12 protein-coding genes are annotated in these 16513 nt (G+C 60.5%); 5 read left to right on the top strand and 7 right to left on the bottom strand.

All coding sequences use genetic code 11. The annotated features are described in order from the left end of the window. The first annotated feature begins 11 nt into the window (after nt 1-11). Both C6382_RS03980 and mobA read left to right on the top strand, forming a co-directional pair. Complete coding sequence (locus C6382_RS03980; protein ID WP_107023235.1) at nt 12-3140, top strand: efflux RND transporter permease subunit; 3129 nt, start codon at nt 12-14, stop codon at nt 3138-3140. Between the two features lie 61 nt (nt 3141-3201). Further along, a complete protein-coding gene (gene mobA, locus C6382_RS03975) occupies nt 3202-3777 on the top strand; it encodes a molybdenum cofactor guanylyltransferase MobA (RefSeq protein WP_107023234.1) in 576 nt (191 codons plus the stop codon). On the opposite strand, the gene C6382_RS03970 is transcribed toward mobA, so the two are convergent. The 5 genes from C6382_RS03970 to lysA all read right to left on the bottom strand — a co-directional run bounded on the left by C6382_RS03970 (nt 3778) and on the right by lysA (nt 9155). Beyond that, complete coding sequence (locus tag C6382_RS03970; RefSeq protein WP_107023233.1) at nt 3778-4218, bottom strand: MarR family winged helix-turn-helix transcriptional regulator; 441 nt, start codon at nt 4216-4218, stop codon at nt 3778-3780. Nucleotides 4219-4329: 111 nt separating this feature from the next. Further along, on the bottom strand, nt 4330-5013 hold the full coding sequence (rpe, locus tag C6382_RS03965) for a ribulose-phosphate 3-epimerase (protein ID WP_107023232.1): 684 nt from the start codon (nt 5011-5013) through the stop codon (nt 4330-4332). A gap of 12 nt (nt 5014-5025) precedes the next feature. Beyond that, the gene (locus tag C6382_RS03960; protein ID WP_107023231.1) at nt 5026-5952 is read right to left on the bottom strand and encodes an alpha/beta fold hydrolase; all 927 of its coding nucleotides are present in this window, start codon (nt 5950-5952) and stop codon (nt 5026-5028) included. 37 nt (nt 5953-5989) lie between these two features. Beyond that, the gene (locus tag C6382_RS03955) at nt 5990-7567 is read right to left on the bottom strand and encodes a class I adenylate-forming enzyme family protein (protein ID WP_107023230.1); all 1578 of its coding nucleotides are present in this window, start codon (nt 7565-7567) and stop codon (nt 5990-5992) included. Continuing rightward, complete coding sequence (lysA, locus tag C6382_RS03950) at nt 7554-9155, bottom strand: diaminopimelate decarboxylase (RefSeq protein WP_107023229.1); 1602 nt, start codon at nt 9153-9155, stop codon at nt 7554-7556. The genes C6382_RS03955 and lysA overlap by 14 nt, the downstream gene beginning before the upstream one ends. A 450-nt stretch (nt 9156-9605) precedes the next feature. On the opposite strand from lysA, the gene ccoN reads away from it, so the two are divergent. Then, nucleotides 9606-11033 (top strand): cytochrome-c oxidase, cbb3-type subunit I, encoded by a 1428-nt coding sequence (gene ccoN / locus C6382_RS03945; RefSeq protein ID WP_107023228.1) that lies wholly within the window; start codon nt 9606-9608, stop codon nt 11031-11033. 10 nt (nt 11034-11043) lie between these two features. Next, the gene (locus tag C6382_RS03940; protein WP_107023227.1) at nt 11044-11256 is read left to right on the top strand and encodes a CcoQ/FixQ family Cbb3-type cytochrome c oxidase assembly chaperone; all 213 of its coding nucleotides are present in this window, start codon (nt 11044-11046) and stop codon (nt 11254-11256) included. Between the two features lie 66 nt (nt 11257-11322). Here C6382_RS03940 and C6382_RS03935 read toward each other — a convergent pair whose 3' ends face one another. After that, nucleotides 11323-13788: a UvrD-helicase domain-containing protein gene (locus tag C6382_RS03935; protein WP_107023226.1), complete on the bottom strand. Its 2466-nt coding sequence runs from the start codon at nt 13786-13788 to the stop codon at nt 11323-11325. A gap of 221 nt (nt 13789-14009) precedes the next feature. On the opposite strand from C6382_RS03935, the gene C6382_RS03930 reads away from it, so the two are divergent. Further along, the gene (locus C6382_RS03930) at nt 14010-14708 is read left to right on the top strand and encodes a pirin family protein (protein ID WP_107023225.1); all 699 of its coding nucleotides are present in this window, start codon (nt 14010-14012) and stop codon (nt 14706-14708) included. A gap of 90 nt (nt 14709-14798) precedes the next feature. On the opposite strand, the gene pgm is transcribed toward C6382_RS03930, so the two are convergent. Next, nucleotides 14799-16436 carry a phosphoglucomutase (alpha-D-glucose-1,6-bisphosphate-dependent) gene (pgm, locus tag C6382_RS03925; RefSeq protein WP_107023224.1) on the bottom strand — a complete coding sequence of 546 codons (1638 nt, stop codon included), beginning with the start codon at nt 16434-16436 and terminating at the stop codon, nt 14799-14801. Between the last annotated feature and the right edge of the window lie 77 nt (nt 16437-16513).

Below are 16513 nucleotides of genomic sequence, written 5' to 3'. Positions count from 1 at the left end.
GGGCCTGATTCATGCCGCAGTTTTTCATTGATCGCCCGGTATTCGCCTGGGTGGTCGCCCTGTTCATCCTGCTGGCCGGCGCCCTGGCGATTCCGCAGTTGCCGGTCGCCCAATACCCCGACGTGGCGCCACCGCAGGTAGAAATCTATGCCGTCTATCCGGGCGCCTCGGCGCAGACCATCGATGAAAGCGTGGTCAGCCTGATCGAAGAGGAGCTCAATGGCGCCGACAACCTGCTCTATTTCAGCTCGCAAAGCAGCCTGGGCAGCGCCACCATCACCGCCACCTTCGAACCCGGCACCAACCCGGACCTGGCCCAGGTCGATGTACAGAACCGCCTGAAAGTGGTCGAGTCGCGCCTGCCGCGGCCAGTCACCCAGCAAGGCCTGCAGGTGGAAAAAGTATCCACCGGTTTCCTGCTGTTGGTGACCCTCACCGCCGAGGACGGCAACCTGGATGAAGTGACGCTGAGCGACTTCCTGGCGCGTAACGTGATGAACGAAATCCGCCGCCTCAAGGGCGTCGGCAAGGCCCAGCTGTATGGATCCGAGCGGGCCATGCGGATCTGGCTCGACCCGCAGAAGCTGATCGGCTTCAACCTCACCCCGGATGATGTCAACGAGGCAATTGCCGCCCAGAACGCCCAGGTCGCTCCCGGCAGCATCGGCGATCTGCCCACCACCGGCAGCCAGGAAATCACTGCCAACGTGGTGATCAAGGGTCAGCTGAGCACGGTGCAGGAGTTCGAAGACATTGTCTTGCGCGCCAATCCGGATGGTTCGCGGTTGACCGTCGCTGATGTCGCCCGGGTCGAGATCGGCAGTCAGGAGTATCAGTACGGCACCCGTCTGAACGGCAAGCCCACCAGTGCCTTCAGCGTGCAGCTGTCGCCCGGTGCCAACGCCATGGAAACTGCGACCCTGGTGCAGGCCAAACTTGCCGACCTGTCGCGTTACCTGCCTGCGGGCGCCAAGTTCGATATCCCTTACGACACCTCGCCGTTCGTCAAGGTTTCGATCCAGCAAGTGATCACCACCCTGCTCGAAGCCATGGCCCTGGTGTTTGCGGTAATGTTCCTGTTCCTGCAGAACATCCGCTATACCCTGATCCCGACCCTGGTAGTGCCGGTGGCCCTGATGGGCACTTTCGCAGTGATGATGGCGCTGGGTTTCTCGGTCAACGTCCTGACCCTGTTCGGCATGGTCCTGGCCATCGGTATCCTGGTGGATGACGCCATCGTGGTAGTGGAGAACGTTGAGCGGATCATGAGCGAAGAAGGCTTGCCGCCACGGGACGCGACGAAAAAAGCCATGGACCAGATCAGTAGCGCGATTGTCGGCATCACCCTGGTGCTGGTAGCGGTATTCCTGCCCATGGCCTTCATGAGCGGTTCGGTCGGGGTTATCTACCAGCAGTTCTCGGTGTCCATGGCGGTGTCGATCCTGTTCTCGGCGTTCCTCGCCCTGAGCCTGACCCCGGCCCTGTGCGCCACATTGCTCAAACCCATCGCCAAGGGCGAGCACCACGAAAAACGCGGGTTCTTTGGCTGGTTCAACCGCCGCTTCGAAAGCCTGAGCGATGGCTATCAGCATTGGGTGGTCCAGGCCCTCAAGCGCAGCGGACGCTACCTGATGGTGTACCTGGTGCTGGTGGCAGGCCTGGTCTACGGTTTCAGCCAGTTGCCCTCCTCGTTCCTGCCCACCGAAGACCAGGGTTACACCATCACCGACATCCAGCTGCCGCCAGGGGCCAGCCGGGCGCGTACTGAAGCGGTGGCGGCACAGATCGAGGCGCACAATGCCACTGAACCGGGAGTTGGCAACAGTACGCTGATTCTTGGTTTCAGCTTCTCCGGTAACGGCCAGAACGCGGCACTGGCCTTTACCACGCTCAAGGACTGGTCCGAGCGCGGTGCCGACGACAGTGCCCAGTCGATTGCCGACCGCGCCAATGCGGCCTTCAGCCAGCTCAAGGACGCCATTGCCTACTCCATACTGCCACCACCGGTGGACGGCCTGGGTACCTCCAGCGGTTTCGAATTCCGCCTGCAGGACCGTGGCGGCCTGGGCCATGCGGCGCTGATGGCCGCGCGCGACCAACTATTGGCCAACGCCGAAAAGAGCCCGGTGCTGGTCAACGTGCGTGAAAGCGCCCTGGCCGAAAGCCCGCAAGTGCAGCTCGAAGTTGACCGCAAACAGGCCAACGCCTTGGGCGTATCCTTTGCGGATATTGGTGATGTGCTCAATACCGCAGTGGGCTCCAACTACGTCAATGACTTCCCGAACCAAGGACGCATGCAGCGCGTGGTGGTCCAGGCTGAAGGCGACCAGCGCGCCCAGGTCGAAGACCTGCTGAAGATTCATGTGCGCAACAACAGCGGCAAGATGGTCCCGCTGTCCGCCTTTGTCCAGGCCAAGTGGGTCACAGGCCCGGTACAACTGACCCGCTACAACGGTTACCCGGCGGTCGCGGTATCCGGCGAGCCGGCGCCAGGCTACAGTTCGGGCCAGGCAATGGATGAGATCCAGCGCCTGGTCGATCAGCTGCCGCTGGGAATGGGCCTGGAATGGACTGGCCTGTCGTTGCAGGAACGTCTGTCAGGCACCCAGGCACCGATGCTCATGGCGTTGTCGCTGCTGGTGGTGTTCCTGTGCCTGGCGGCGTTGTATGAAAGCTGGTCGATTCCGACCGCAGTGCTGCTGGTAGTGCCGTTGGGCGTGCTTGGCGCAGTGCTTGCCGTGAGCCTGCGCGGCATGCCTAACGACGTGTTCTTCAAAGTCGGCTTGATCACCCTGATCGGTCTGTCGGCAAAGAACGCGATCCTGATCATCGAGTTCGCCAAGCGCCTGGTCGATGACGGCCATGACCTGGTGGACGCGACGGTACAGGCGGCGCGCCTGCGCTTGCGGCCGATTGTCATGACCTCGCTGGCGTTCATCCTCGGCGTGGTGCCACTGGCAATTGCCAGCGGCGCCAGCTCGGCCAGCCAACAGGCGATCGGCACCGGGGTGATCGGCGGCATGCTCAGCGCCACCCTGGCGGTGGTGTTCGTACCGGTGTTCTTCGTCGCGGTCATGCGCCTGACCGGCAAGCACCAGGCGCGGATGCAGTCAGCACCAGCGGTGGTTGAAGGGCACTGATCTGGACAGTTGGCGGCGCGCATGGGAAGGTAATCGGCTGACACTGCCAGGAACCATACCCATGCCCGCCGTCATCCCACCCTGCTCCATTCTTCTGCTGGCTGGCGGTCGCGGCCAGCGCATGGGCGGCCAGAACAAGGGTTTGCTGCCCTGGCAGGGCAAGCCACTGATTGCCCATATCCAGGCGGTCGTGCGGCCACTGACCGATGACCTGATCATTTCCTGCAACCGCAACCAGGACCAGTACAGGCCTTATGCCGATCAACTGGTCAGTGACCCCCTGGCCGACTTCCCCGGGCCGCTGGCCGGCGTGCTGGCAGGGCTTGCAGTTGCACGCCATCGCTGGCTGCTGGTACTGGCCTGTGATGCACCGTTGATCGACAGTGCGCTGATAGTTGATCTGCTCAGTCAGGCCAATGACCAAGGGCAACCGGCAATGATTCGCCAGGGAGGTTACTGGCAGCCGATGTTCAGTCTGATTCCCTGCGCGTTGCGCGATGACCTTGAACAGGCCTGGCAACAGGGCGACCGAGGGATTCAGCGGGCGTTGCTCAAGCATCCGCTGCGGGCGCTGGAATACCCCGAGGATGACCGGCGCTTGAGCAACTTCAATACGCCGGAGTTTCTTCAGCGCTGATCAGGCCTTATCGCGGGGCAACCGTGAACGAATCCGCTGGCACACATTCAGCACCTGCTGCACCTCACTCTCGCCAAGATCGATCTTGCAGGCCATGTTATTGAACACCTTGGCCGCTTCAGCCTTGAGTTCGCGGCCCTTGTCGGTCAGCAGCAGATTGCGCCGCCGACGATCGTTCGGGTCAAGGTAGACGGTGATAAAACCGTTATCGGCCAGGCGTTTGACAATCGGCGTCAAGGTGCCCAGATCGAACAGGGTCAATTCACTCAAGGCGCTGATCGAGACATCGTCCTTACCCCACAGACCTGCCATCACCAGCAATTGCGGATAGGTAATGCCACGCTGCTTCAACGGCTCGGCGTAATCGCGAACCATAGCATTGGCAGTCGAATACAACGAAAAGCACAGCATCTTGTCAAAGTCGAAGGTCGGGTCAAGCATGCCCACCCCCCTCGACTCGACTGAACGCCTGCAAGGTGATTTCGATAGTGTTATGCAAGGACAGGTAACTCATGGTGGATTCGCGAGAATCGTGGGTAAGTCCGCTTATTATCAGTTGCGGTCGGTCACACCGTCAGCAATCTTGCGGCGCAATGCCGAGATCGTGTCGCGGTAGTTGTCTTGGGCGAAGATTGCCGTACCGGCGACGAACATGTCTGCGCCTGCCGCAGCAACCTGACCTATGGTTTCCAGGTTGACCCCGCCGTCCACTTCCAGGCGAATGCTGCGGCCACTGTCATCAATCAGCTTGCGCGCTGCGGCAATCTTGGGCAACACCTGGGGGATGAAACGCTGGCCACCAAAGCCTGGGTTGACCGACATCAGCAGGATCAGGTCGAGCCGATCAAGCACGTATTGAGCCGCGTCCAGGGTGCTGGCCGGGTTGAATACCAAGCCGGCCTTGCAGCCCAGATCCTTGATCAACTGCACAGAACGGTCCAGGTGCAGGGTTGCCTCGGGATGAATCGAAATGTAGTCGGCGCCCGCTTCGGCGAAGGCCTGGATCATGCTGTCCACCGGCGTCACCATCAGGTGCACATCAATCGGCGCGCTAATACCGTGACTGCGCAAGGCCTTGCAGAACTGCGGACCCATGGTCAGGTTGGGCACATAGTGGTTATCCATGACATCGATATGAATGACGTCGGCCCCGGCGGCCAGCACCTGTTCAGCCTCCTCTCCCAGCCGGGCGAAATCAGCCGCCAGTATCGACGGTGCAATCCAGAACTCTTTCACGTACGTACTCCATTACTCATTGACTAAGCGTTGCTGCGGCCCCGATTCACCCCGCCCCAGCGCTGCATTGAGCTGTTCGATCAGCGCAGGCGTGGGGGTATCCAGATGAAAATGATGACCGCCGTCGTGCCAGTGCACCCGGGTATCCGGGGGCAAGGCGTTTTTTCGTTTGTCGAAGGCATTACCCGTGAACAACCCCTGGCGCCCGAGCAGCACATGTAAAGAGCAACTGATCTGCTGCAGGAACTCACAAGCCTGACGTTCGGTCAGTTGCAACGGTTCGGGGAGCACCAGGCGTGGATCATGGCGCCAACGATAACCATGGCCCAGATTGAGCAGGTCACGCAGGGCCAACAAGCGAGCCCCTTCTGCACTGAGGCTGCCGTCAATACTGTTACGCCGCTCGCTGATCGCTGTCTCCAGGCTGCTGAACTGGGCCTCTTCCGGCCCGCTGAAGCCGTGCAGGCGGGTGCGTAACGCCAACCGCAACAAGCGTTGGGCCTTGCGCATGTGTTCGACGGTGTTGCCATCGTCCACGGTAAACGGTGCGCCCATGCCATCGATAAACACCATACTGTCGATGCTCCGGTTCATTGCCGCGAGAATCGACGCCACGCCGGTGCCCATGGAATGGCCGAGTACTGAAAAGCGCTTCCAGCCCAGGCACTCGACCAGGGCGTTCATATCATCGGCGTGTTCCCACAAGTAGTAACCGCTGTCGGCCCGGCGATGTTGAGAGCGCCCGTGACCGGCCAGATCCGGGGCGACCACAAAGCAATCGCGCAACAACGGCGCGATGCGCTCGAAGGACGCTGCATTGTCCAGCCAGCCATGCAGGGCAAGCACCGGATGCCCGCGTTCATTACCCCAGGTTCGCAAGGCAATGTGGTTGCCATTGACGTCCAGCGATTGGTCGCGACCGCTGTGGCCCGGACTCATGGATAGCGCTCCCTGTGGAGCCGCCGGGTACGGGCTGTCATCCGGCCACCAGCGGCTGTGCATTGCGTGCCGAGTGCTGCAACTGCAACAGGTCGATCTTGCCGTTGGCGGTGCGTGGCAGACTGCTTTCGATGCTGATGGACAGCGGCACCTTGTGCGCCTCCAGGCCATGGCGGCAGCGTTCCAGCAGTTGCTCGGCGCTAAGATTCACACCTTGCCCCAAGGTGATGAACGCGCACAGCCCCTCGCCGACCGAGGCGTGTTCGACACCGACCACGGCGGCGGCTTCCACCCCGTCGATGGCGTAGAGAAAGCCCTCTACTTCATTGGGGCTGACCTTCATGCCCCGCGACTTGATCATATGGTCCATACGGCCGCGAAAATACAAATAACCGTCCTCGTCGAGACTGCAGTAATCACCGGTGTACAGCACGCTCTCACCTGGATAGCGCCCTGGCTTGAGCTTGAGCGCAGTGGCCGCGGGGTTGCGCCAATAGCCGGCCATGACCGTCGCGCCGCGAATCACCAACTGCCCCACCTGATGAGGCTCATCGATACGCTGATCCTGATCGTCCACCAGCCACAACTCGGTGTTGGGAATGGCGATACCGACGCTGCCCGGCTTGCTGTCGATGTCTTCAGAGGGCAAATAGGTGCAGCGCTTGCATTCGGTCAGGCCGTACATCGAGAAGATCTGCGCCTGGGGAAACAGCGCCTTCATCTGGGCGATATGCGGCGCCTTGAGCGCGGCGCCAGTGTTGGTGACCATGCGCACATCAGCAAAGATCGCCTCATGTTTGCGCGCATACTCATGCAACAGCGTCAGCATGGTCGGCACGAACGGGATCACCGTCACCTGGTACTGGCGGATCTTCCTGATCAGGAAAATCGGCCAGGTGAATTCCTTCTCCAGTACCAGGGTAGCCCCGGCACTGATGGCCATGATCATCTGGTACAAGCCGTAGTCGAATGACAGCGGCAGCGAGCAGAGCACCTTGTCGGTGTCGTTGTAGCCCAGATAAGTGTGCAGTGAGGTCAGGGCTGCAAGCATGTTGCGGTGCGTCAGCATCACGCCTTTGGGGGCGCCGGTGGAGCCTGAGGTGTAGATGATCGCCGCCAGGTCGAGGTCGAGATTACCGCACGGCAGCGGCTCCCCGCCGCCCTGCCCGAGCAGGCTTTCAAAGGTCTGCGCCACGGTCGAGCCGGCGTCGCCATCGAGCAGTACGATCAGTTTGAGGTGCGCGAGGTCGGCGGTGCTGGCCGGCAGGCTGGCGATTTTCTCGGTGGTGGTGATCAATACCGAGGCCTCGGCATCGCGAACGATATAGTCGAGGCAGTCGGCCGGGGTATCCAGGCCGACATTGACCACTACGCCACCGGCCTTGAGGATACCCCAGAAGGCACACACCGTTTCGACCCGGTTGCCCAGGCACACCACTACCCGTTCCTGGCGCTGCAGGCCATTGACCTGCAAACCCGCCGCCAGGCGCGCGCTGGCTTCGTCCAGCTGCGCATAGGTGTAGGTTTCATCGGCATAGATGATTGCGGCTTTGTCCGGATGCAAATCGTTGCGGGTTTCCAGCACATCCTGCAGAAGGACTTCACGCACGCTCATGCTGCACCTCGACAACACCCAGCGGGCGCCCCACCGAACGGCTCTGCCGATGAGCATCGATGTAACCGGCCAGGGTCGCCACGGTGTTGAAATGCCCCGGGACAATGGTATCCGGGTTGACGAAAAAGCCTTCGATATCGTCCTCCAGGCTGATCAGCAGCTCCATGGAGGTCAACGAATCCAGCCCCAGGTCATCACGCAAGTGAGAGTCGGCGGTGATGACCGTACCTTCCGGCAACTTCAGTACCACCCGCAGGATGTCACTGAGCTGACGCTGGGTAGCAAGCTGGATTTCAGCAGCAGGTTCGATTGCGGCGGCTGTATTGAGCATCGCTTCAAGCGGCACATCGGCATGACTGTCGCGAATATCCACGGCCGTTTGCCGCGCCCTGGCAAGAAACAGCTGATTGTTGCTGACCACAACTTCGGCCGGGTGACCATGACTGTGGAACAGGGTCGGCGAGGCCGAAGGACCGTAGGCGCCCGAAGCGGTCACGGCCAGAACATCGCCTTCGTGCAGGGTTTCCAGGCGCACATCGCGCCCGAGCAGGTCATCGGGACTGCAGAGCGGTCCGGAAATATGGTACTCGCGCAGCGGCGCACCGTTGTTGCCGGTGGCCTTGATGATACGGAAGTTGCGCTTGAGCACCTGACCGCTGCCCGCCGCCGCACCGTGGCAGTTGGTGCCGCCATCGGTGACGGCAAAGGTCTTGCCGTGGTTCTCCTTGATATTGTCGACCGTGACCAGCAAGGCACCGCACTTGCCGGCAATGAAGCGCCCCGACTCAAGGATGATGCGCGTACGCGGGAATTGCTGGTGGAAATCATTGAACAGCGGCGCAAGCAACTGTTTGAGCTGGGCGGTATCGAGCTCTGATTCGTTTTCGTAGTACTTGATACCCAGGCCGCCACCAACATCGACCATGCGCATGTCCAGTTTGTGGCGTTCAGACAAGGTGCGGAACAAGCCGAGAATGTACGCGGCGTTATCGTAGACCGATTGCGCATCGAGGATCTTGGTGCCGTTATAGACGTGAATACCCTTGATCCTGATGTTGGGCTGGGCCAGGTACTCGGCGAAGTTGGCCACTGCGGTGTCTTCCTGAATACCGAAGTGAGTAGGCCGCCCGCCCATCTTCCAGGGAGAGCCGGCAGCCGAGAAATTCGGGTTGATGCGAATCGCAACCGGTGCGTCGCAGCCCAGCTCCCCAGCCAGGGCCGACAACTTGCGCAACTCGCTTTCAGATTCGACAACGATGGCGAACACCCCGACTTCCAGGGCGCGGCGGTGCTCTTCAGGCTTCTTGTAGGGGCCTAAGAAAATAATGTCCTGCGGCGCCACCCCTGCCTTGAGGGCAATCTCCAGCTCGCCCAATGAGCACACTTCAGTGTTGCCACCGTATGAACGGATCAACTTCACCAGAGACAGATTGGGATTGACCTTCAACGCATAGAAGATATCCACGCAGTCCGGCAATGCCTCACGTAACTCGTTGAAACTGCTGCGCAGCACCGCTTCATCGTAGAGGTAGGTCGGTGTCCCGAACGTCGCTTTTGCCTGGATGACGAGTTCCTTGGAAAGCTTCATCTGTTGCTCCCATCGTTCTTATAGTGTCCCGCTCTGGCGGCAGTGCTTGTCTCGGCGTGTAAGCACCGTCGCACACGCTCGATGGCGGATTGGCTTCATTATTCATTGCGCATCACTGACACGATCTTGCGGGTCAAGCGTAAAACTTTGCGCGCAAAGTTTATAGAAATTTTGCGGGCGCCCTGAAGGTGATGTCAAGGTAATTCCACTGGCACAGAGATGTGGCAGAAAGCCACGGCGTTTTAGGAATTTTCGGACAGAACAGAGATAAATCGTCGCACCTGGTCCATATCAGATGGAATTACCCCCAGCAAATACTGGGCTTCTATCTGATCCGGTGTTATGCCCAGTTTCTGAGTCTGTTTTGAATATCGGCAGGTTCCTACAGTCTGCGCCGGTGTCCTGCCCCTTTTGGTAGGACGAGCCTTAAAGGAATTGTGGAAACTAGCCATGAGCACACATCAACAGGCCCTGGCCTATAACTACAAGGTGGTCCGGCAATTCGTCATCATGACGGTGTTCTGGGGCATCGTCGGCATGGCGATGGGCGTCTGGATCGCCTCGCAGCTGGTCTGGCCGGAACTCAATCTTGAACTGCCCTGGACCAGCTTCGGTCGCTTGCGCCCCGTGCATACCAGCCTGGTGATTTTCGGCTTTGCCGGCAGCGCGCAGTTTGCCGCCAGTTACTACGCGGTCCAACGCACCTGTCAGGTGCGCCTGTACAGCGACAAACTGGCAGCCTTCACCTTCTGGGGTTGGCAGGCGACCATCCTCATCATGCTGATCAGCCTGCCCCTGGGCCTGACCACCACCAAGGAATACGCCGAGATCGAGTTCACCGGTGCGGTGTGGATGGCAATCGTCTGGGTCGCTTATGGCATCGTGTTCTTCGCCACTCTGATGCGCCGCAAAGCCAGGCACATCTATGTCGGCAACTGGTTCTTCGGCGCCTTCATCGTGGTGATCGCCATGCTGCACGTGGTCAACCACCTGTCGATTCCGGTCAGCTGGTTCAAGTCCTACCCGGTCTACTCCGGTGCAACCGACGCGATGGTCCAGTGGTGGTACGGCCATAACGCCGTGGGCTTTTTCCTGACCACAGGCTTTCTCGGCATGATGTATTACTTCGTGCCCAAGCAGGTTGGCCGGCCGGTGTACTCCTACCGCCTGTCGATCGTGCACTTCTGGGCGCTGATTACCCTGTACATCTGGGCAGGCCCCCACCACCTGCACTACACCGCCCTGCCCGACTGGGCGCAATCGCTGGGCATGGCCATGTCGCTGATCCTCCTGGCGCCAAGCTGGGGCGGCATGATCAACGGCATGATGACTCTCTCGGGTGCCTGGCATAAGCTGCGCAGCGACCCGATCCTGCGCTTTCTGGTGCTGTCGCTGGCGTTCTACGGCATGTCGACCTTCGAAGGGCCGATGATGGCGATCAAGACCGTCAACGCCTTGTCGCACTATACCGACTGGACCATCGGCCACGTACATGCCGGCGCCTTGGGATGGGTGGCGATGATCACTTTCGGATCGCTCTATCACATGATCCCGAGGGTCTTCGGCCGCGAACAGATGCACAGCATCGGCCTGATCAACGCGCACTTCTGGCTGGCCACCATCGGCACCGTGCTGTACATCGCCTCGATGTGGGTCAATGGCATCGCCCAGGGCCTGATGTGGCGCGCCACCAACGAAGACGGCACCCTCACCTATTCCTTTGTCGAAGCGCTGGTGGCCAGCCATCCGGGCTTCCTGGTGCGCTTCATCGGTGGAGTACTGTTTCTCACTGGCATGCTGCTGATGGCTTACAACACCTGGCGCACGGTACGCGTGGCAGATGAAAAGCTGGCGTTGTCCAACGCGCAGATGGCCTGAGGACACAACCATGGATCAGTGGCTGTATGCGCTGTATTGCCTGACTGGCGTAGCGTTCTTCTACCTGGTCACCAGCGCCTGCCTGCGCGGCCACAGCCGCGAGGTGGACGACCGGGTCAGCCTGATGCCGTTTGCCGATGACCCGGCAGCGGCGCAGCGAGTCGAGGAGGCAATCGGCAAACCGGTGCCGGCGGTTAAGCCGGATGCGGCGCTGAAAGCCTGATCGCGGGGCAAGCCCGCCCACAGGAGGAGTTAAATTCCCTGTAGGAGCGGGCTTGCCCCGCGATTTTCACTCCCGACCATCTTCAAAAAACACCTTGCGCCCATCCACCTGGCTCGATGCCCGAGGCAGGTTGGCCGCCTCGCCCGTGGGCTTCTCCACATACCAATAGCAATGCTTTGCCGCACGGGTAATGGCCACATAAGCCAAGCGCAGTACTTCATCCTTCTGCGCGTTATCGAACGCCAGTGGATCCCCCGCACGCCCCAACCCCGCCTGACGGTACACCTGGTTCTTGTACGGTGAACTGCTCAGGTGCTGGCAATCACCAAGCATGAACACAGCATCTGCCTGCAGCCCTTTGGCGCTGTGGTAGGTCAGCTGGCGGAATCGGCGCTGACTCGCCGGCAGCCCGGCCTCGTGACTAACCAAAGGTTTAATATGCTCTGATATCAGTAACTTATCGCTACCTTTTCGAAACAAAATCATCACTGATTCGCCACGTCGGTAATGTTCCATCAACGTCTGCGCCAGTGCCGCTTCGTCACGCTCAAGCACTTTGATCGGTAGCGGATCCTCTGCCGCCGGTCCGCAGGCTCTGGCCTTCTTGCCAGTGATCGCCGGTGCCGACTTCACGATATGCTCGGCCGCATCGATGATGTGCTGATGGCTGCGGTAGTTGTCAGCGAGCATCACCCGGGTGTTGCTTGGGGACACGAACTCCTTGCTGAACTCCATGAAAAATTTCGGCGAGCTGCCACGCCAGCCGTAGATCGACTGCCAGTCATCCCCCACGCACAGCAGCGAGGAATGCTGGGCTACCCGCCCGACGTTGAGGCTTGGGCCGCGCCTGCGGATCTCGCGCAGGCAGGCCCGCAGCCAGGAGACGATCTGCGGCGAGACGTCCTGGAACTCATCAATCATCAGGTGTGCCAGTGGCCGCAACAGAGGGTCAGGCAGCAAACGCAGGTTCTCCGGGTTGTTCTCGCCGAACAGGGCAAACATGCGGTTGTAGCTCATGATCGGTGGCGACTGAGCGAGCAGGTGCGCCTCAAGCGCCCTCCAGTACAGGCTCAGGGCTTCGAAGAACTGCGCATCGCTGTCGCCTGCGGGAAAGCTCATGGCGCCCACCGCCTGGTTTACCTCGAGCCCGAGGTTCTCGATAAAGCCTGCAGCAGCGACGAAGGCATCGAGCAGCGGCACCGCTGACAGCTCACCCTTGACCTTGTAATCAAAGCCCGGCCCGGCCACAGCATCACCCGCCAGGGAGGATGTCAGACGCTTGGCCGCGGCATAATTTTCTAACCAAATCACTGGCTTATCGCAGAAAGCTTGAAACAGAGTGCGCTTTATCACCCACTCCGCCCAGACCGGAAGCTTGGCCCCTGGACGCTTGTACTGCTGGTTTTCACCCGGATCGAAGCCCAACACCACCCAGGCATCCAGCTCGGCGATATGGCCATGGAAGTGAAAGCGACTGCCGTTGATCTCGACCGTCTCGCGGCTCGGTTCGATGCCCTTGATCGGCCAGGCGCCGGCGGCAAACCAGAGATCTTCGAGAGTGTCACAGAGCTCTTCGTCACGGCTGGCGGAAAGCTGGGTGACTGCCACACGCTTTTGCACATCCGGGTGATCGCGGTCCAGGGCCTTGAGCTGCAGGGCTTCGCGACGCAGCCCGGCAATCAGCTCGGCAAACCGCAGGCTGCTGTTGAGCAGGTCGCGGTAGCACAGGTTGAGTTGCTGACGCTGGGCGTCGTTGATGCGCAGGTCGAACGGATTGCTCTCGGCATTGGCTTCGCTGCCCCCCGGCATCTCGCTGCCCAGGGTCTCGAACGCCCGCACCTGGCTGAAGCCCGGCAGGCTACGCACCAGCGGCAGGATGCGCGAGTGAAAGGTACGCACCAGTTCGCGGGCCTGGGCGGGACTGAGGTCGAGCTGCCAGAGGCCGAAAACCTGCACCAGGCGGGCAATGAAATCCTTGCGCGACTCACGGGTGAAGGTCACCACGGTCATGGCGTCCAGCTCGTAGCCCAGGTAATGACGCAACAACAGAATGCGCAGTACCAGCGAAGTCGACTTGCCAGCCCCGGCACCGGCGATCACGCAAGTGGAAGGCGTGTCGCTGAAGATCATCTTCCACTGCGCCGTGCTTGGCTGAGCATAGGCTGGCAAACGCTGGGCGACGTCAGCTTTGAAACGCTTCTTCAACTCGGCCGTCAATGGCAAGCGCCAGTCGTCGAACAGGTGGTCATCCTGCCCCGGCACACCATGGCCGTCAGGACGCGTATCACGGATCACCAGCACCTGGCGCCCGGCTTCATAGCCGTCTACCCGCCCTTCTTCGTAGCCTTTGCGTAAACCGTCGGCGTGCCCGGTGCGCTGGCCAGTGGCATGGCCCTGGAACCAGGAATCGCGGTGCTGGGCCTGCAAACGGCTCAAGCCTCGACCCAGCAGGCGCGCCGCCAGGCGCCGGATCCAGGGCAGTTGCGCAGGTGGAGTCAACTCCAGGGATAGCTTGGGACGCTCTTCAGACACACTGACTCCAACAAGAAAAAACCTGCGCTCATGTTCGCTCCATCGGACATAAATCACCAGCTGAATGCTTGCAGATCAGTGAATTAGACGATGAAGCGTATAAAGCACCGCAGCTGTATACATCCATAAAATCGATGGGAATCAGCCGAAATTTACGCTTATTTTCGATCATAGATTCAGCGATGATCACTCCATCAAACGACTCACCAGGAGAGCCCATCATGCTGCAACTGCGCCCGTTCAAGAGCCTTGGCCATGCCAACCATGGCTGGCTCGACGCCCACCATCATTTTTCCTTTGCCGAATACTATGACCCGCAACGGATGCACTGGGGCAACCTGCGGGTCTGGAACGACGACCTGATTGCGGCAGGCAGCGGTTTCCCACCGCATCCGCACCGCGACATGGAAATCATCACTTATGTGCGTGAAGGCGCCATCAGCCACCAGGACAACCTGGGCAACAAGGGCCGTACCGAAGCCGGTGATGTGCAGGTGATGAGTGCCGGTACCGGCATCACCCACAGTGAGTACAACCTGGAAAAAGTCGATACGCGGATCTTCCAGATCTGGATCGTGCCGGAGCACGTCGGACAGGCGCCTTCGTGGGGCACTCGGCCCTTCCCGAAAGGCGAGCGCGGCGAGGGTTTCGTGACCCTGGCCAGCGGCCGTGAAGGGGACGAAGACAGCTTGCGCATTCGCGCCGATGCGCGTCTGGTGGCAGCCACCCTGCAGGCTGGAGAAAGCGCTGAGTATCGCTTTGAAGCCGGACGGCGCGGCTATCTGGTGCCGGCCAAAGGGCTGATCGAGGTCAACGGTGTACGGGCCGAAGCGCGCGATGGTGTTGCCATTGAGGATGAGCAGGTACTCAGGGTGACCGCGTTGCAGGACAGTGAGATCGTCCTTGTGGATGTGGCATAGCTTTAAGTCTGATCGCGGGGCAAGCCCGCACCCACAGGGTGACTCAACACCCTGTGGGTGCGGGCTTGCCCCGCGATGCATTTCACGCCATCAGGCGATAGCAGCATCCACCAGCGCCTGGGCCTCAGCCACCAGGCGTTGCAGATGCGCTTCATCAACGAAGCTTTCCGCGTAGATCTTGTAAATGTCCTCGGTACCCGACGGCCGTGCGGCGAACCAGCCGTTGGCAGTCATCACCTTCAGGCCGCCAATGGCCTGGTTGTTACCCGGGGCATGGCTGAGGATCTGCTCGATCGGCTCACCGGCAAGCTCGGTCGATTTGACCTGCTCTGGGGCCAACTTGCTCAGCAGCGCCTTCTGCTGCGCATTGGCCTTGGCCTCGACCCGCGTGGCAAAGGGTTCGCCCAGCTCAGCGGTCAGTTCGGCATATGCCTGACTTGGATCACGACCGGTACGGGCGGTGATCTCTGCGGCCAGCAGCGCCGGGATCAGGCCATCCTTGTCAGTGGTCCAGACGCTGCCATCCTTGCGCAGGAACGAAGCACCGGCGCTTTCCTCACCGCCAAAACCCAGGCTGCCATCGAACAGACCATCGGCGAAGAACTTGAACCCTACCGGCACTTCATACAAGCGGCGGCCCAGGCGTGCAGTGACGCGGTCGATCAGGCCACTGCTGACCACGGTCTTGCCGACTGCAGCATCCTGACGCCACAGCGGACGGTGCTGGAACAGGTAGTCGATGGCCACGGCCAGGTAATTGTTCGGTGCCAGCAGGCCGCTCTTGGTAACGATGCCATGGCGGTCATGGTCCGGGTCGCAAGCAAAGGCCACGTCGAAACGCTCACGCAGGCCGATCAGGCCCTGCATGGCATAGGGTGAGGACGGGTCCATACGGATTTGACCATCCCAGTCTACCGACATGAAACGGAACGTCGGGTCGACCTCGGTGTTGACCACTTCCAGATTCAGCTTGTAATGCTCGGCAATCGCCGACCAGTAACGCACGCCCGCCCCGCCCAGTGGATCAACGCCCAGACGCAGCTTGGCGCTGCGGATGACGTCGAAATCAATGACGTTTTCCAGGTCGGCGACATAGCTGGCCACGTAGTCATGGCGGTGAGTAGTACTGGCTTGCAGGGCCTGCTCATGATCCATGCACTTGATGCCTTTGAGACCATCAGCCAGCAGCTCGTTGGCTTTGGCTTCAATCCACTTGGTCACATCGCTGTCGGCCGGCCCGCCATTGGGCGGGTTGTACTTGAAGCCACCGCTTTGCGGCGGGTTGTGCGAAGGCGTAATGACGATGCCATCGGCCAGGCCACTGCTGCGGCCACGGTTGTAGCAGATGATGGCGTGGGACACCGCCGGCGTCGGCGTGTACTCGTCATCCTTGGACAGCATGACTTCAACGCCATTGGCCGCCAGGACCTGCAAGGCACTGGCTGCAGCAGGTGTCGATAGCGCATGGGTATCAGCGCCAATGAACAGCGGACCATTGATGCCCTTGGCCTGGCGGTACAGGCAGATCGCCTGGCTGATGGCCAAGACATGATTTTCGTTGAAGCTCAGGTCCACCGAGCTGCCCCGGTGCCCGGAAGTGCCGAACGCGACGCGTTGGCTGGCAATGCTGGCATCGGGCTGGCCGGTATAGTAGGCGGTCAACAGGCGCGGGATATCCACCAGCACGGAGGCTGGAGCCGGTTTGCCCGCCAAAGGACTGAGCTTCATGCAAAACCTCAAGAAAGGATGTTCAGGGTAATGAAAACACGCAGTTTACTGGCACTTTGACAAGCACGCGATGCCAA

The organism is Pseudomonas sp. BBP2017 (assembly GCF_003024385.1).
Taxonomy (GTDB): Bacteria; Pseudomonadota; Gammaproteobacteria; order Pseudomonadales; family Pseudomonadaceae; genus Aquipseudomonas.
This window is presented reverse-complemented; position numbering and strand designations above follow the sequence as displayed.